The 15,149-nt window shown below is 58.1% G+C and carries 16 protein-coding genes; 13 read left to right on the top strand and 3 right to left on the bottom strand.

What is annotated here, in order from left to right:
* Positions 1–18: 18 nt before the first annotated feature.
* Complete coding sequence (gene spxB, locus JUF21_RS06265; RefSeq protein ID WP_125757269.1) at positions 19–1,806, top strand: pyruvate oxidase; 1,788 nt, start codon at positions 19–21, stop codon at positions 1,804–1,806.
* A gap of 121 nt (positions 1,807–1,927) precedes the next feature.
* Here spxB and JUF21_RS06260 read toward each other — a convergent pair whose 3' ends face one another.
* Positions 1,928–2,773 (bottom strand): helix-turn-helix transcriptional regulator, encoded by an 846-nt coding sequence (locus tag JUF21_RS06260; protein ID WP_125757271.1) that lies wholly within the window; start codon positions 2,771–2,773, stop codon positions 1,928–1,930.
* A gap of 64 nt (positions 2,774–2,837) precedes the next feature.
* Here JUF21_RS06260 and JUF21_RS06255 point away from each other — a divergent pair, with 64 nt between their 5' ends.
* Positions 2,838–3,554 carry a PAS domain-containing protein gene (locus JUF21_RS06255; RefSeq protein ID WP_203623825.1) on the top strand — a complete coding sequence of 239 codons (717 nt, stop codon included), beginning with the start codon at positions 2,838–2,840 and terminating at the stop codon, positions 3,552–3,554.
* A gap of 1 nt (position 3,555) precedes the next feature.
* Positions 3,556–4,470, top strand: coding sequence for an FAD:protein FMN transferase (locus JUF21_RS06250; RefSeq protein WP_203623824.1), 915 nt, complete (start codon positions 3,556–3,558; stop codon positions 4,468–4,470).
* A gap of 56 nt (positions 4,471–4,526) precedes the next feature.
* On the opposite strand, the gene JUF21_RS06245 is transcribed toward JUF21_RS06250, so the two are convergent.
* A complete protein-coding gene (locus tag JUF21_RS06245) occupies positions 4,527–4,967 on the bottom strand; it encodes a GNAT family N-acetyltransferase (RefSeq protein WP_203623823.1) in 441 nt (146 codons plus the stop codon).
* Between the two features lie 168 nt (positions 4,968–5,135).
* Here JUF21_RS06245 and JUF21_RS06240 point away from each other — a divergent pair, with 168 nt between their 5' ends.
* The 7 genes from JUF21_RS06240 to JUF21_RS06215 all read left to right on the top strand — a co-directional run bounded on the left by JUF21_RS06240 (position 5,136) and on the right by JUF21_RS06215 (position 11,333).
* Positions 5,136–5,918 (top strand): hypothetical protein, encoded by a 783-nt coding sequence (locus JUF21_RS06240; protein ID WP_203623822.1) that lies wholly within the window; start codon positions 5,136–5,138, stop codon positions 5,916–5,918.
* A 137-nt stretch (positions 5,919–6,055) separates the two neighbouring features.
* Complete coding sequence (locus tag JUF21_RS06235) at positions 6,056–6,955, top strand: ABC transporter ATP-binding protein (RefSeq protein ID WP_203623821.1); 900 nt, start codon at positions 6,056–6,058, stop codon at positions 6,953–6,955.
* Positions 6,948–8,183, top strand: a complete 1,236-nt coding sequence (locus JUF21_RS06230) for an ABC transporter permease (RefSeq protein ID WP_203623820.1) — start codon at positions 6,948–6,950, stop codon at positions 8,181–8,183. Before JUF21_RS06235 ends, JUF21_RS06230 begins: the two co-directional genes overlap by 8 nt.
* 161 nt (positions 8,184–8,344) lie before the next feature.
* Positions 8,345–8,479, top strand: coding sequence for a hypothetical protein (locus JUF21_RS12030; RefSeq protein WP_255533273.1), 135 nt, complete (start codon positions 8,345–8,347; stop codon positions 8,477–8,479).
* A 44-nt stretch (positions 8,480–8,523) separates the two neighbouring features.
* Positions 8,524–9,039: a GNAT family N-acetyltransferase gene (locus tag JUF21_RS06225; RefSeq protein WP_203623819.1), complete on the top strand. Its 516-nt coding sequence runs from the start codon at positions 8,524–8,526 to the stop codon at positions 9,037–9,039.
* Between the two features lie 243 nt (positions 9,040–9,282).
* A complete protein-coding gene (gene proB, locus JUF21_RS06220) occupies positions 9,283–10,095 on the top strand; it encodes a glutamate 5-kinase (protein WP_203623818.1) in 813 nt (270 codons plus the stop codon).
* On the top strand, positions 10,092–11,333 hold the full coding sequence (locus JUF21_RS06215) for a glutamate-5-semialdehyde dehydrogenase (RefSeq protein ID WP_203663581.1): 1,242 nt from the start codon (positions 10,092–10,094) through the stop codon (positions 11,331–11,333). Before proB ends, JUF21_RS06215 begins: the two co-directional genes overlap by 4 nt.
* Positions 11,334–11,395: 62 nt before the next feature.
* On the opposite strand, the gene JUF21_RS06210 is transcribed toward JUF21_RS06215, so the two are convergent.
* A complete protein-coding gene (locus JUF21_RS06210; protein WP_203623816.1) occupies positions 11,396–13,045 on the bottom strand; it encodes a DNA mismatch repair protein MutS in 1,650 nt (549 codons plus the stop codon).
* Positions 13,046–13,233: 188 nt separating this feature from the next.
* Here JUF21_RS06210 and JUF21_RS06205 point away from each other — a divergent pair, with 188 nt between their 5' ends.
* From JUF21_RS06205 to JUF21_RS06195, 3 genes are all read left to right on the top strand, one after another.
* Positions 13,234–14,241 (top strand): serine hydrolase, encoded by a 1,008-nt coding sequence (locus JUF21_RS06205; RefSeq protein ID WP_203623815.1) that lies wholly within the window; start codon positions 13,234–13,236, stop codon positions 14,239–14,241.
* A 212-nt stretch (positions 14,242–14,453) separates the two neighbouring features.
* Positions 14,454–14,705 carry a hypothetical protein gene (locus JUF21_RS06200; RefSeq protein ID WP_125755873.1) on the top strand — a complete coding sequence of 84 codons (252 nt, stop codon included), beginning with the start codon at positions 14,454–14,456 and terminating at the stop codon, positions 14,703–14,705.
* A gap of 74 nt (positions 14,706–14,779) precedes the next feature.
* A complete protein-coding gene (locus tag JUF21_RS06195; RefSeq protein ID WP_125755871.1) occupies positions 14,780–15,058 on the top strand; it encodes a hypothetical protein in 279 nt (92 codons plus the stop codon).
* Positions 15,059–15,149 lie beyond the last annotated feature (91 nt).

Below are 15,149 nucleotides of genomic sequence, written 5' to 3'. Positions count from 1 at the left end.
CAAAGTGGAGGGATTCAAATGGTTCAAACCATTAGCGGTTCAGATGCAGTCCTCAAGGTCATCGAGTCTTGGGGCGTTGATCACGTTTACGGTTATCCTGGTGGTTCGTACGATTCCGGCATGAACGCCCTGTATAACCAGAAGGACAAGATCAAGTTTATTCAGGTGCGCCACGAGGAAGCTGGCGCTTTGGCGGCGTCGGCTGACGCCAAGTATTCTGGCAAGATCGGCGTTTGCTTCGGCTCCGCCGGCCCTGGTGCCATCCACCTGTTGAACGGCTTGTACGATGCTAAGATCGACCGGGTGCCGGTTTTGGCCATCGTTGCCCAGGTACCGTCCACCAACATGAATATCGACTACTTCCAGGCGATGAACGAAGAGCCAGCCTTCACTGACGTGGCGGTGTTCAACCGCACTGTCATGACGGCTAAGAGCCTGCCAAAGGTGATCGATGAAGCCATCCAGCAAGCTTACGAAAAGCGTGGTGTGGCTGTCGTCACCATTCCTAAGGACTTCGGTTGGGCACAGATTCCGGATACGTATGTGTCCAATGCAAACACGCAGATCGCCCCTTACGCAATCACCCCGGACCCGGTCAAGATCGACCAGGCGGTCAAGATGATTCAGGCCGCCAAAGGGCCGGTGATTTACTTTGGGATGGGCGCCAAGAATGCGCGCAAGCAGTTGATGAAGGTGTCTGAGAAGTTCAAGATGCCGCTGATTTCATCTGTGCTGGCCAAAGGCGTCCTGGATGAAGATTACCCGGCTTACATGGGGTCGACTGGCCGGGTCGCGCCAAAGCCTGGCGTCGAGGCCGCAATGGCCGCCGACCTGATCTTGTGGGTCGGCAATGATGTGCCGTTTGCCAGCATGTTGTTCTCGCCAAAGGCCAAAGTCATTCAAATTGATATTGAAAGCACGAAGCTGGGCAAGCGGCACCATGATGATATCGCGATCCTGGCCGACGCAAAGGAAGCCCTCAAGGCGCTTTATAAGGCTGGCAAAGAGCGCGCTAACACGCCGCTTTACGATGCCTGCATCGCCAACAAGAAAAACTGGACCGACTGGCAGGATTCCTTCAAGGATTCGACCGAAAGTCCAGTTCGCCCAGAACCGATTTTTGACGTGCTGAACAAAGAAGCCTCTGATCAGGCGGTCTTTGCAGTTGACGTCGGCAACACCAACATCAACTTTGAGCGGCTGATCGACATCAAGCACACGCAGAAGTGGAGCACCTCAGGTAAGTACGCGACCATGGGCTGGGGGCTGCCGGCGGCGATTTCCGCTAAGATCCTTTACCCGGAGCGCGATGTTTACGCCCTTTGCGGTGACGGTGCGTTTGCCATGATGATCGAAGAGGTACTGACCCAGTACAAGTACAAGTTGCACGTCATCAACATCGTCTTTTCAAACGAGACACTGGGCTTCATCGAAGCTGAGCAACGCGACGACAGTCACCAGCCGCTTTCTGGCGTTGATCTGCCGGATACCGACTGGGCCAAGGTCGCAGAAGGTATGGGCGCTAAGGGCTACACGGTGCGCACCAAGGCGGAGTTCCAGGCGGCCATTGAAGACGCGAAGAACACCGACCTGCCAGTCGTGATCGACGTCAAGTTTACGCACAAGATGCCATTCACCACGCAGCACATGTACCTGGATCCGGCTTATCAGGATCAGAAGAAGATTGCCGAGTTCGTCGAGCAGTACGACGCGCAGGCACTGCGGCCGCTGCGTGACTTCTTGAAGGAAGCCAAGGCGGCGCAGGCGAGCAAGCAGGCGAAAAAGGACGCAAAAAGCGCCAAGTAAGCTTGCCGGCCGTCCGGCGCAAAAGCACCGATTGCTTGGCCGTTGGCTGCGGGCGCTGAACCCGCTGACCAAGCACTTCGCGGTGAAGACAAGCAAAAAGCCCCGCCACGCGAGGCTTTGATCACGGCTTGAACGCTCGGCGATAGGCCGTTGGCGACTGGCCGAAGAAGGCTTTAAAGTGCCGGTCGAAGTTGGCCGGGTTCTTATAGCCGACTGCCAGCGCGATGTCCGCAATGCTTTGGGTCGTCAGCTCCAAGAGCTTTTTGGCCTGATTCATGCGGATGAAGCGGAGCTCTTCAGTGAATGACTTGGCATACAGCTGACGGGCCAGTCGCGAAAAGTAGTTGGGTTCGTAACCGAAGTGCGCGGCCGTGCTGGCCAGGGTGACCTTGGCCAAGTTAGTGGTCATATAGTTTAAAATGACCGCCGCCTGCCGGGTTTTCGGGGCATGGCGCAATGCCTCTTCCGGGAAAGCCGATTCGATGATCATCATCGCGTTGAAATTGCCTCGGGAGAGTTCGGTCAGCAGCAGATGACACAGCGTGCTTTTCTCGTAGCTCAGGACCGCGTCTTGCGGCTGCACTGCCTCAAGCCGCGCCAGTTGGTCGCAGTAGGCGTCGCACAGCGCGTGGTTGATGCGCCGAAAAACAATGTGTGCGTCCTCAGTGGTCGCCAGCATCGAGGCAATCAGCTCGTTGGGCCCGAAGTCCGAATCCTTTGCTAAGGCGATTTGAAAGACGCGCACGGCTAAGGCGGCTGGGGCAACTGGCAACAAGTCAGCCCCTTGACTGGCCCGGAGCAGCACAATGTCGCCCTCGCGCAGGTCAAGGGTCCGCGCAGTCAGTTTCAGCGCGCAGGCGCTTTGGCACTGCAGGATCGCAAACGGGATTCGTGTGGTCGCACTGACCGGCGTTGTTCGAATCAGCGTCAAATGTTGGGGCTCAGACCCCTGAAAAGTTTCTAACATGGCGTCCCTCCACCACTCAGAATAATGGAGTGCCGCAGAAGACGCAACTAAGGAGAAGATATCAATGGCAAAACCAGAATATGACGGTGCCTACATTAACATGGAAACAGGGCGACTGTCCCTGCTTGAGGTGCAACAGATTTTTAGCACCATTCCGTTTGAAATCGATCTGATCGATCACGACGATCACTTCAGCTGGTATTCAAACAAGCCGAACAGAGAGCACGTTCGTCACACGACGGAACTTGGCGAAAACGTGCAGGACTGCCATCCCGCTAAAGTGTGGCCGATCGTCAAAGGCATTATCGACAGCTTCAAGGACGGTTCTCGCGATTCCGTCGCCCGGCCGCTGGTCATGCACGGCCACCGCGTGCTGATCCGTTACTACGCCCTGCGTGATGAGGACGGCAACTACCTGGGGACAATCGAGTTCACGGGCAGCGTTGAATCGATTTTGCAGACGTACGAAAAGGGCGGCTGGTCTGACGCGTCGACTGGCGCTTCCAAGGCTGACGGGACCACCGGCCAAGACGCTGACGCTTCAACTGGCGCTTCCGAAGAAACCCCGGCCGCTGCCGACGCTTCAACTGGCGCCTCCGAAGAAACCGCAACACCGGATGCGTCAACTGGCGCCTCTGAAGAGACTGCGGCGCAACCTGACGCGTCGACCGGCGCCTCTGAAGAAACCGAAACACCGAAGGCTGATGCCTCGACTGGGGCTTCGGCAACCGGCCCTGTCGGCACAGATCCAAAGGCCGGCCCGTTCGATTACGACCTGTAACATGGACAAGCGAGTAAAAACGCTGCACGCCTTGGGGACACGCATCAATCTCACCGTTTTCGGTGAGGGGGATGATGCCCCCTTGCGCGCTGCGGCAACGTTAATCCAGCAGGAAGAAGACCGGTTGACTGTCAACCGGCCGGTTTCAGAAGTCATGGCGGTCAATCACGCCGCCGGCAGTCAGGCGGTGCCTGTCTCATCGGGGACGTATACCTTGATTGCCCAAGCCGTGGCCGCCAGTCGCGAGAATTTTGGCTTCAACGCTTTGATTGGCCCGCTGGTCAAGCTGTGGAAAATCGGTTTTCCAGGCGCCAATGTGCCAGCCGAAGCCGACATCAAGGCGCGGCTGAAGCTGATCGATCCCGCCGCAGTCACGCTTTCGCCGGCTGATCACACAGTGGCGCTTAAGCAGCCGGGGATGGAATTGGACCTCGGCGGCATCGCTAAGGGCTACATCGCCGATCAGATCAAAACGCTGTGGCAGGCGTATGGGGTTTCAGCCGGCATCATTGACCTCGGCGGTAATCTGCTGACGGTGGGCGGCTCGCCGCGGCGGGCTGATGGCCGCTGGGTGATCGGGGTGCAGGATCCGGCTAAACGCCGCAACGTCGACCTTGGGGTCACGGTGGTGCCGGCATGTTCGGCGGTGACGTCAGGCATCTACGAGCGCTTTTTGATCAAGGACGGCAAGCAGTATCATCACCTGCTCGATCCACGGACTGGCCACCCGCTGCAAACGCAATTGGCAGGAGTGACGGTGTTCACCAGCACCTCGCTGCAAGGCGAGGTCGAAGCCAAGCGCTTGTTCTTCCACGGCGGGGTGCCGAGCGGTTGGTTGGATGACCCGGCTCACCTTGGGGCAGTGTTTGCCTTCCAGGATGGCCACCACGAGTCGTTTGGGGTAACGCTTGCCTGAACTAAAGGTGCGGAAATTAAAATCAGGTCAGCTGCAAAAGCGGTTGGCCTGATTTTTTATTGTTTCAACATGTCGACATGGGGGATGCCGTCTTCCAGGTAGACACTCGAGGTGGCGGCAAAGCCGAATTCGGCGTAAAAACCGCGCAAATAGTTTTGCGCCTGAATCTTGATGGGCTTGCCCGAAGCGCGCCGGCTGATTTCTGCCAGTGTTGCTTGCAGCAGCTGGCGGGCTAATCCGCGGCCGCGCGCCGCTTTCACCACCAGCACCCGGCCAAAGCTGATCGCATTCGGATCGGCGCTTTCGACAATGCGCGCGTAAGCCACCAGTTGGCCGTTTTCGCGGAGCATAACGTGTACCGCCTGGCGGTCCTTGTCATCGACTTCCTGGTACGCGCAAGCCTGTTCGACGACGAAGACGCGGACGCGGGCCGCCAGAATTTCCAGCAGTTCGGCCGGCAGCAGCTCGTCTGTTGGTTTGATTTCGGTCGTCAGCAAGGCTTATCCCTCCTTTTGATGCGGCAAATGGGTTCCTGAGCATCCTAGCATATCAATGTCCGCGGGACAACAGTGTGAGGCTTAGCTCAAAAGGCCCGCACTTTGTTGAATAAGTTAATGACAGCGTTTTCTTTCGGGTGTATGTTTAAATTAGAAAGGGGTGGGGAGATGAGGAGAATTCACTTACTGCTGCCATTGGCGCTGCTGGTATTAGCCGCGGGCTGCGGTCAAAAGCAAAGTCAGTCTGCGGTCGAGACCACCACGGTCAAGGTCGCCAGTGCCGCCAAGCAAACCAACGCGCAAAAGCCCGCCGCGGCGGCGAAGATTGCGGGCGATGACGACGCCCAGGTGACCAAGCGGTTAACCGTGCTTCAAGCCTATACCGAAAAGCAGATCCCTGGCGTCAAGTTTCCGGCGTTCACTCCGTTTGCCGCGCGTGATGGCATTAATGCTGCCGCGAAAGGCGACGTCGGCGATTACACCGTTTACTTTAGCACCAGCTCGCAGGAGCTGACGCCTCACGCCGCGCCGCTTGCGCTGCACAAGCAAACGCCAACCAGCACCGCCGAAGCCGACAATGCCTATGCCGCACTGGCCTACCAGCCCGTTGGCAAGGCTCAAGGCCAAACTGGGCTCACCGGGGATGTGCGGGCCTTGCTGCGAACTGACGCCAAAGGCACCAGCCTGATCTGGGATCAGGGAAAGTACTCGCTCACTGTGCGGGCAGCCGCGCATGAAACCGCGGCGGCGAAGACGTTTGCCGAGAAAATCGAGGCCATCGTGGCGCAGAACCCGCTACCCAAAACCGAAACTCACGGGGCCATTGTGCTGAATCTCGAAAAGCACAGTGGGCGTCTGAACACCGTCAGCTGGCGGGAAGGCAGTGCCTATTACACCATCAGCGGTCAAGACGCGATGGCGACTTTAAAATTGGCGATTGCGGTGAGCTAGCAAACTTTGAGCGGCTGGTGCTGACTGGCTGCTTTTTTCGTGTTTCTAGATGTCTAAGGCGGCAATAGGGAGTTGACGGCGCTTTCTTAAACCATTATGTTCAAATAAGCGACGAATTAGTTCAGGGGAGGTACGGGATGTTAGAGTTAACAGGAATCACGAAGCGGTTCGGCCAGCAGCTTGCAGTTGCAGACGAATCGTTCACCGTTCAACCTGGGGAGATTTTTGGCCTGATTGGTCAAAACGGGGCGGGTAAAACCACCACGTTCCGGATGATTTTGGGGTTCATCCGACCGGACGAAGGTGACGTGCTGTGGGATCATCAGCCAATCGCGCAGATCAACCGCGACATCATCGGCTACTTGCCGGAAGAGCGGGGGCTCTATCCCAAACTGACGGTTGAAGCGCAGGTCCAGTTTTTTGGTCAGCTGCATGGTATGAGCAAAGCTGAGGTCAATGCGGCACTGCCAGACTGGATGGCCCGCTTTGAGGTCAAGGGTAAAAAAACCGACAAAGTCAAGGACTTGTCAAAAGGCAACCAGCAGAAGATTCAATTAATATGCGCACTGATTTTTCAGCCGCGACTGCTGATCTTGGACGAGCCGTTTTCCGGCCTGGATCCGGTCAATGCGGGCCTGCTGGAGGATGGCATCCGCGCGCTTCAGGCCAGCGGGGCGGCCATCATTTTTTCCAGTCACGATATGAGCAACGTCGAGGCGCTGTCGGATCATTTGGTGATGCTGAAAAATGGCCGCACGGTGCTGTCCGGCACGGTGGATGAGATTCGCGATTCATACGGCCGCACGCGTATTAGCTTGGAGCGGCCAGGCTTGGACGAGTCAGCGCTCAAGGCCCTGCCCGGCGTTTCGTCAGTGGCCAAGCACGGCGACCGCTATCTGCTTCACCTGACCGATCCGGGCGCGGGGCGGGCGATTTTTCAGGCGGTCAGCAAGGACGGCTACATTGCGGAGTTTTCCCAGCAGGCACCGGATCTGGACGAGATCTTCCGCATGAAAGTGGGTGAAGGCGATGCATAAAATGAATTTGATTGCCGGCCAGGTGCTGCGCAAGAACCTGCGCGGGTTCTCGTGGTGGCTGATGGTGCTGATGCCGCTGCTGGCCGTGGCGGTGGTCGCAGGCATTGTGTGGTACATGACCTCGACGAGCCAGGCTGCGCGGGTGGTCGTGGTCGCACCGCAGCCAGTCGCAGCTGCGCTGAAACAGCAGCGTTCCAGCACTCAGGAGTACGTGCCAGTCAAAAGCGAGGCGGCTGGGCGCCGGCAACTGAGCGACGAGGAAGCAGACGGAATGCTGGTGGTCAAAAGTACCGCCAGTGCCAAGCTGTACCGCCGCGATGACGGTCAAAGTATCTCGACTGGTGAAATTACCCAGGCGCTTGCCGGGTTGAACACGGCGGCGGTGGCTCAGTCGCTGGGGCTCTCCCAGGCTCAGCTGGGGCGGCTGCTGGCTTCGCCGAAGCTGGCGACGCGGTCGGTGGTGTTCACCGATAGCGGCAAAATGACCAGCACGGCGGGTAAAAGCGACGCGATGAAGCAGGGTCTGTCCACCGCGGTCGGCTTTTTGATGTACATGTTTTTGATGAGCTACGGCAGCATTATCGCCGCTGAAATTGCAACAGAAAAAGGGTCACGCATTGAGGAATCGATCCTCGTCGCCATCCGGCCTCAGACACAATTCTACGGCAAAATTCTGGGCGTTTCGGCACTGCTTGGCCTGCAGGTGGGGATCTATGCCATCCTGGCTGGGGCCGTTTGGCTGCTCCGCGACACCATCCCGCTGGTCAAGGACCTGCTTGCCAGCATTGATTTCTCGCAGATTGGCTGGGCCTTTGTCCTGATCTCTGTGATCTTTTTCCTGGTCGGGATATTAAGCTACACGGTGCTTGCCGCCATGTGCGGCTCGCTGGTCGCCAATCAGGAGCAGGCCGGCCAAGCACTGCAGCCGGTTATCCTACTGGCGATGGTCGGCTACTTTGCTTCACTCATGACGGCTAACGCGAACGGCTCGGTGATCGGGATTCTCAGCTACGTGCCGTTTCTCAGCCCCATGATCATGCCGGCCCGCTTTGGGATCGGCCAGGCGGCGCTGGGGCCGGCGCTTATCAGCCTGGCCATCAGCATCATCTTTCTTGGCGCTTTCACGGTGCTGGCCGAGCGGATATACGCCGGCAACGTGTTGACTTATAGTGAAGGGGGCATCTTCAAGGCCCTGCGCAAGAGCCTGACGCTGCTGCGAGCCAAATAATGGGTTTGACGCTGCCGTTAACGCTGCCTTTACATTGGCTACGTTAACGGTTGTTTTTTTTACTCAATTGATGCGTGACCCGCGTCATTTTTTTACGTTTGCGGCGGATACTGAAGGCGTTCTCAGATAGCCGGAAAATGAAGGAAAGCGGGCGAAGAAACATGGCGGCACTTGGTGGCTTATTGACGGGGCTCGGGCTGTGGCTATTGAGCTGGTGGGCGATGGGCGAACGCGCCACCCGGCTGATCGCGCAACATGAAGTCATTCGCCTATTTGCGGATGAAGTGGCCGAGTGAAAATGGTAGGATAGGGACAATCTGAACTCAAGGGAGTTTTGTCATTGTCTTCAATCACGATTCGGCCGGCTGCCGAGGCTGACCTATCAACTATTATGGGCATCATCGGAGATGCCAAGGCGCTGCTGAAGTTGCAAAAGATTCCCCAGTGGCAGGCAGTGTATCCTGCGTCGACTGACATCCAGCAGGACCTGCAGGCAAAAACCGGCCGGGTGCTGGTCGTTGCAGGTAAAATCGCGGCCTACGCCAGTTTGGAAAGCGCGCCGGAGCCGGTGTACGCACAAATTCAAGGCCACTGGCGCCGCAACGGCCCGTACAGCACCCTTCACCGGGTGGCGATGGCGGCGGCGTTTCAGGGCCAGCACCTCAGCGTGCCGTTTATGCAGGGACTGATTGATGAGGCGCGGCGCACTTATCCGGATGTGCGGGTCGATACCCAGATTGACAATCAGGCGATGCAGCACATTTTAGAAAAGCTCGGGTTTAAGCGGCGCGGGCTAGTGCGCTGGACGTTCGAAGTTCCGGTAGTCGAGTGCTTGGCGTATGAGTTGAACCGATGACGATCTCAGTTTGACAAGTCTGAGGCTGCCTGCTAAACTGACGACAACCCTGCGATACAAGTAGCGGCGCACAGGAAGTTGGCCCTTGACTGAAAGGCCAGCCTGGTCCGCGAATCCGGCTCGCAGTTCGCAATTTTTTAATAGACAGAGCAAAAGTGTGAAGCGCTGCTTCGAACGAGGATGGTACCGCCCAGTGATGGGTGCCTCGACGAAGCGGTGCTTTTTTGTTTAGGAGGGCTTCGAATGAGTGAAACACGAGCAACCGGCCGCCGGGTGGTGGTCAAAATCGGCACCAGCAGCTTGATCCACGACAGCGGGCGGGTCAATCTGCAGACGATTGACCGCTTGGCCTACGCGCTTTCGGCCATGAATAACGCCGGCACAGAAGTGATTCTGGTCACTTCCGGGGCGATCGGGGTCGGGCTGGCGGCCCAGCACCTGCAGACCCGGCCGGCCGCAATTGCGGAGCAGCAAGCCCTGGCGGCGATTGGTCAAAGCAGCCTGATGCGACTGTACGGCGAGCGCTTCACCGATTACGGGGCCAGTATTGCGCAGCTGCTGCTGACCCACGATGTGTTCGATTTTCCCGAGTCGCGCCGGCATGTGCTCGATACGATTGCCGCGCTGCTGGCCAAGAACGTGATTCCAATCATCAACGAAAATGACTCGGTGGCCACCGACGAGCTGGATCACAAAACCACGTTTGGCGATAACGATCAGCTCTCGGCGCTGGTGGCGACCTCGATCGATGCCGACATGCTGATCGTGCTGTCTGACATTGCCGGGCTGTATGCTCAAAACCCCAAGCAACACCCCGAAGCGATGCTGATTCCCGTGGTGGCCGACCCCGCAGCGTTGGGTCAGGCCCAGGCGAGCGGGGCGGGCTCGCGCTTTGGTACCGGCGGCATGGTGACTAAGCTGAACGCCGCGCGCACCATGATGGCCGCCGGCAAGCAGATGGTGCTGTGCTCGGGGGCGGACCCACGGATCGTGCTGAAGGTCCTCGAAGGAGCGCCAGTTGGCACTTGGTTTGGCATAAAGGAGGGACAATCATGACCGATTTAATTCAAATGGGGCAGGCGGCGCAGACCGCCGCGCAGCAGCTTTCACAGCTGACTGCCGCCGCGAAGAATGCCGCCCTGCTTAAAATGGCGACGGCTTTGGAGGCGGCCACGCCGGAGATTCTTGAGGCCAATGCCGAAGATTTGGCGGCGGCAAGCGAGCTGCCAGCCAAGTTCACCGACCGCTTGAACCTGACGCCGGCGCGCGTGGCAGACATGGCTTCCGGACTGCGTGCCGTTGCTGCGCTTGATGACCCGACGGAAAAAGCCGACAAGGGCTGGCGCACTGACGCAGGCCTGTTCATCGTCCAGCAGCGGGTCCCGCTCGGGGTGGTTGGCATGATCTACGAGGCGCGGCCAAACGTCACCGTCGATGCGGCCGGGTTGACGCTGAAAAGTGGCAACGCCGTGATCCTGCGCGGCGGCAAGGAGGCCCTGCACTCAAATATTGCCCTGGCCAAGGTGCTGCAGCAAGCGCTGCACGCGGCCGGCCTGCCGGCTGAGGCCGTGCAGGTGATCGCAGACCCGAGCCGGGCGCTGGCTTCGCAGATGATGCACCTGACAGACTACATCGACGTTCTGATTCCGCGCGGCGGGGCCGGCTTGATTCGGGCAGTGGTCCAAGAAGCAACGGTGCCGGTGATCGAAACCGGCGCTGGCAACTGCCACATCTACGTCGATCGGGCCGCGGATCTGGCCATGGCGACGGCCATTGTGGTCAACGCCAAGGTGCAGCGGCCGAGCGTCTGCAACGCCGCGGAAAAACTGCTGATCCACCGGGCGGTCGCTGAAGCTTACCTGCCGGTTTTGGCGCAGGAACTGCAGCGCCACGGGGTTGCGCTGCGCGGCGATGCGGCCTCTTGCGCAATCGTGCCCAGCATGACGCCAGCCACAGCTGAAGACTGGGACACCGAATACAACGACTTGATCATGGCAATCAAGGTGGTGGACTCTGAAGCCGTTGCTATAGCGCACATCAACGCGCACAACACCAAGCATTCCGAGACCATTGTGACCGGTGATTACGCGGCCGGGGAGCAGTTCTTAAACCAGGTGGACGCAGCCTGCGTGTACGTCAACGCCTCGACCCGCTTCACGGACGGCCAAGAATTTGGTTTTGGCGCCGAAATCGGCATCAGCACGCAAAAGCTGCACGCCCGGGGGCCGATGGGCCTCAGTGCACTCACCACAACCAAGTATCAGATCCGCGGCGCCGGGCAGATTCGAGAGTGACATACCCAAAAAGTCGCAGCAGGCCAATCGCCCATTGGGCGACGCGGCTCTGCTGCGACTTTTTAGAGAGTTGGCCAGGTGCGGGATTGTTCGAAAGCGTGGGCGAGGCGTTGCGCCTCCTCGGTGATACTAGCTGGATAATGCATGGCCTGCAGCAGGGCAATCGCGTTGTGCGAGGTGGCGGGGCCTTGGCGCAGTCGGTAGTCAAAGTGGACACCGGCCTGGTCTACGGTTTCCTGGAAGTGCCAGTCGACGACTTGTCCGGCTAAAATCCCAGAAAGCTCGCTGTCATGCGTGGCCACCATGGTCAGAGCATTGGTCTGGTTCAGCCACTGCACAACTGCAGCCGAGGCGGCGATGCGCTCCACCGTATTGGTGCCTTTGAGGATTTCGTCGATAAAGCCGTAAACGCGTTCACCCTTGGCCACCAAGTTGAGCAGGCGCTGAATGGCCTTGATCTCCGCGATGAAGTACGAATCCCCGGCGGCAATGTCGTCTTGCACCGCCATGGCCGTGACCACATGGCCGGGGGTGCAAGCAAACGTTTTGGCGGTGGCAGTGTTGATTGTTTGCGCAAGCAGCAGGTTGATCGCCACACTTTTGACGTAGGTCGATTTGCCCGAGGCATTGGAGCCGGTGATCAGTGCGGTTTGATGCCAGCTGACGTCATTGGGGACCGCCGCATCCAGCAGGGGATGGCGCAGCGCCGTGGCGGAAACGCCGCCATCTTTGAAGGTCGGCGTGCACGTACCGGGCATGGCCAGGCGGAAGTTTGCGATGGCGATGGCGACTTCCAAATCGCCCATTACCGCCCACAGGTCAAGGGCGGCCTGTTTGTTGAGGCGCAGTGTCCGCAGCACGTAGTTATAGGCGATAAACGGCAGCATGAACATGAAACTGATATAGTCGGTGATCAGGTCAGCCATCGAGCCGCTTTTGGCCCGGAAGGTGAAGGCGTGGCGAGAAATGCCGGCCAACGGGCGCAGCGCCTGCTGCAGGGCGGCCTGTTTGGGGGTGGTCACCTTGACCAGCGCCCCCGCCGTGGTAATGGTTTGGACCAGGTAACGCATTGCGTTGAGTTCCAGCGTCAGGGCCTCTTTCTTGAGCTCGTAGTAGATGACGTTAAAAATGAGGCTCCCGATTGTGACCAGCAGGCCGGCAAAGGGCAGGATGAGCGCCAGCAGCAGCCCGAACAGCGGCAGCAGGCCAAGCAGCCGGTAGCGCCACACGTTGGCCAACACGCCTGAAGTGGTGCTGAGCAGGTAGTTCTGGGACTGGTTATGATCCAGCTTGCCAAGCCTGGCAAACGCCGTGCGCACCTTCATGCGGGCAACCTGATCACCCGCAAAAAAAGCAATCAGCTGCTCGTCGACGTTCGGTTGGCCGAGGTCAAAGCCGCGCAGCTTGGCGTACAGCGCTTCGGCCCCGACACTGGACTCGGTTTGATTCAGCAGGCGAAACACGTGCATCAGGTCCAAGTCATGCCAGGTCAGGTCGTCCACGACGCTGGTGGTTGGTCGGAGTTTGGAAGAGGCCAGGTAGGCCTCCTTTAGGCTGTCTTCGCTATCTCGGCTGGTGCGTTCCGGGAGCTCGCCCCAACTGCGCAAAAGGCGGTTGCGCAGGGCGATGTGCGCGTGTACGGCGGAAATGACTGCCACGGCGATCAGCACCGCCACAAACGCAAGTACCCAAAGCCAGTTTTCCAATGTCATGGCACACCTCCCATTTTTCTGAGTATCGCGCATGGTGGAGGCGGTTGCAGGCGCATTAAACAGGTACTTCTGCAAAGAAAGGGGGTGCCGTTTCCCTGATTCTGTGAAAAATGTTTATTTAAGTCTAACAATATTCACAGACAAGCAGTATGATTTAAAAGATAAATGCGGGGAAAGTAGTGAAGTTAATGCGAGAATTCAAAGGACGCAAGCCGCGCTGGAATCGGCTCATTCCGTTCGCTTTGGCCTGTCTCCTGGCTCTGGGGCTGGTGATCAGCCTGACCGTGAACGCGCTAAATGATGATGGTGCCGATGCGGCCGGTCCGGCCACCAGGCAAAAGGCCAGTCCGAAGCGGACCGCCGCTACCGGCAAAGCCGCGGCCAAGGCACCAACCAAGACGGCAGCCCAAGCGGCGGCACCGCGCTTGAGTGCCGCTCAGATCGCCGCCAAAACCAGCCAACTCAAAAAACAACTCGCGCTGTATCTGAAGCAGGTCACGCAAAACGGGCACGTGGCGGTCAGTTTCTACAATCTGGCCCCAGTGGCCGGCAGTGCAGCGGCCAAAGCCAGTGACGCGGCAGTTTATCAGCCAGGAAACTTGGCGACTGCGGTCAATGGTAATCAGCGCATGGTGGCCGCTTCGACCTTCAAGCTGTTCATCACCGCGTGGCTGTTCCACGAGGTGGAAACGGGGGCTAAGACCTGGACCGCGACGGACGAGAACGGATTTCAGCGAATGATCGTGAATTCTGAAAACGACTACGCCGAAACTGTGCTGGCGCAAAGTGGGGCGGCGACCTTGAACAGTTACTTTGCCACGCTGGGCACGGGGTATGTCTTCCGACCCGGTACGGCCGCGAGCACGACAGCCAGTGACCTGATGACGATGCTCAAGGCGATTGCGCAAGGGACCGGGCCGTTCGCTGATGCGGCCCTGCGGCAAAAGCTGCTGACCGCGATGGGTAAGCAAATCTACCGAACCGGGATTCCCGCGGCTGCAAGCACGGTGGCCGCTGGCAGCGTGGTGCAGGACAAGGTCGGCTGGCTCGGCAGCACCGACAACGATGCCGGGATCGTCACGACGCCTGCCGGCGACCGGTACCTGCTGGTGATTATGACAGACAACGGCAGTTACCAGGACTTTTCTCAAATCGCCGAAATCGCCAAGCAGGTGCAGACAATCGTATACAGCTGAAAACAATTTTTTCGCCATCTGGGTTTGCGACCGGATGGCTTTTTTAGTCTGCACAGAGGGTCATCGAAGACTGCTAAGACAGGATTTATCAGGACGGGTTCGAACCGTTCATGCATAACGGCAGTTTCTTTAAAATAATTAATCATTTATGTTGACTATAAGAAAATAAATAGTATATACTCACCTTATCAAAAACAAATGGAGGCGGTTACATGACGACGACCGTGACAAAGGGGGCAGTGGTGCGCTGCCAGGCCAACGGCAATATGGAGCATGAGTTTATCGGCACCGTGGTCAAGCGCTATGAGAATTCGGCATGGGTGACCATCGACGAGTTCGATCCGCGCGACCAGATGAATGCGCGCGACCTGTTATTTCAAAGCGTGATCGCCCTGAAAAGAATGACCATTCTCAAGGCTGGCGAGCCAGAGCCCGAACCGGAGGTGGAAGAGGCGGCGGGCTGACCGGACGCAGGCGGGCCAACTATGCTATAATAAGTAACGTTACCTAACGTTGCACGGCAGAAGGGGGAACTTTTTTGGCCCAAGTGATCACGGTCGGCGAGACAGTCGACGTTAAAAAAAGCAAACAAGTGCCACTGAGTTTCACAGGCACCGTGGAAAAGTTATATGCCAACGCGGCCTTGCTGACAATCGATTCGTTCAACAAGGCGGACAAAGAAGTCGTTGACGACCTCAAGAATCGTACCGTCGTTAACTACAAAGACATCAAAAAAGACGGCCAGGCCGTTGAACCGCCAGCTCCCGAGGAGCCGACGGGTCGCAACAACCGGTCATCCAAGACGACAAAGAAGTAGGCGTTAGGCCTATTTTTTTTTATAGAGGCTTTAGCCGGGCTCGCGCGGAGACGCGCGAGGCTCAAAACCACCCGCTGTGCGGGTGGAGTCA

The sequence above is a fragment of the Lacticaseibacillus sp. 53-4 genome (assembly GCF_016861805.1).
Lineage (GTDB): Bacteria > Bacillota > Bacilli > Lactobacillales > Lactobacillaceae > Lacticaseibacillus.
The sequence above is the reverse complement of the archived record's forward strand: the minus strand, read 5'-3'. Positions and strand labels throughout refer to the sequence as shown.

Excerpts from the sequence above, each read along its gene's own strand:
- spxB (WP_125757269.1), top strand. The coding sequence starts at position 19 with ATGGTTCAAACCATTAGCGGTTCAGATGCAGTCCTCAAGGTCATCGAG.
- JUF21_RS06260 (WP_125757271.1), bottom strand. The coding sequence starts at position 2,773 with ATGTTAGAAACTTTTCAGGGGTCTGAGCCCCAACATTTGACGCTGATT.
- JUF21_RS06255 (WP_203623825.1), top strand. The coding sequence starts at position 2,838 with ATGGCAAAACCAGAATATGACGGTGCCTACATTAACATGGAAACAGGG.
- JUF21_RS06250 (WP_203623824.1), top strand. The coding sequence starts at position 3,556 with ATGGACAAGCGAGTAAAAACGCTGCACGCCTTGGGGACACGCATCAAT.
- JUF21_RS06240 (WP_203623822.1), top strand. The coding sequence starts at position 5,136 with ATGAGGAGAATTCACTTACTGCTGCCATTGGCGCTGCTGGTATTAGCC.
- JUF21_RS06235 (WP_203623821.1), top strand. The coding sequence starts at position 6,056 with ATGTTAGAGTTAACAGGAATCACGAAGCGGTTCGGCCAGCAGCTTGCA.
- JUF21_RS06230 (WP_203623820.1), top strand. The coding sequence starts at position 6,948 with ATGCATAAAATGAATTTGATTGCCGGCCAGGTGCTGCGCAAGAACCTG.
- JUF21_RS12030 (WP_255533273.1), top strand. The coding sequence starts at position 8,345 with ATGGCGGCACTTGGTGGCTTATTGACGGGGCTCGGGCTGTGGCTATTG.
- proB (WP_203623818.1), top strand. The coding sequence starts at position 9,283 with ATGAGTGAAACACGAGCAACCGGCCGCCGGGTGGTGGTCAAAATCGGC.
- JUF21_RS06215 (WP_203663581.1), top strand. The coding sequence starts at position 10,092 with ATGACCGATTTAATTCAAATGGGGCAGGCGGCGCAGACCGCCGCGCAG.
- JUF21_RS06210 (WP_203623816.1), bottom strand. The coding sequence starts at position 13,045 with ATGACATTGGAAAACTGGCTTTGGGTACTTGCGTTTGTGGCGGTGCTG.
- JUF21_RS06205 (WP_203623815.1), top strand. The coding sequence starts at position 13,234 with ATGCGAGAATTCAAAGGACGCAAGCCGCGCTGGAATCGGCTCATTCCG.
- JUF21_RS06200 (WP_125755873.1), top strand. The coding sequence starts at position 14,454 with ATGACGACGACCGTGACAAAGGGGGCAGTGGTGCGCTGCCAGGCCAAC.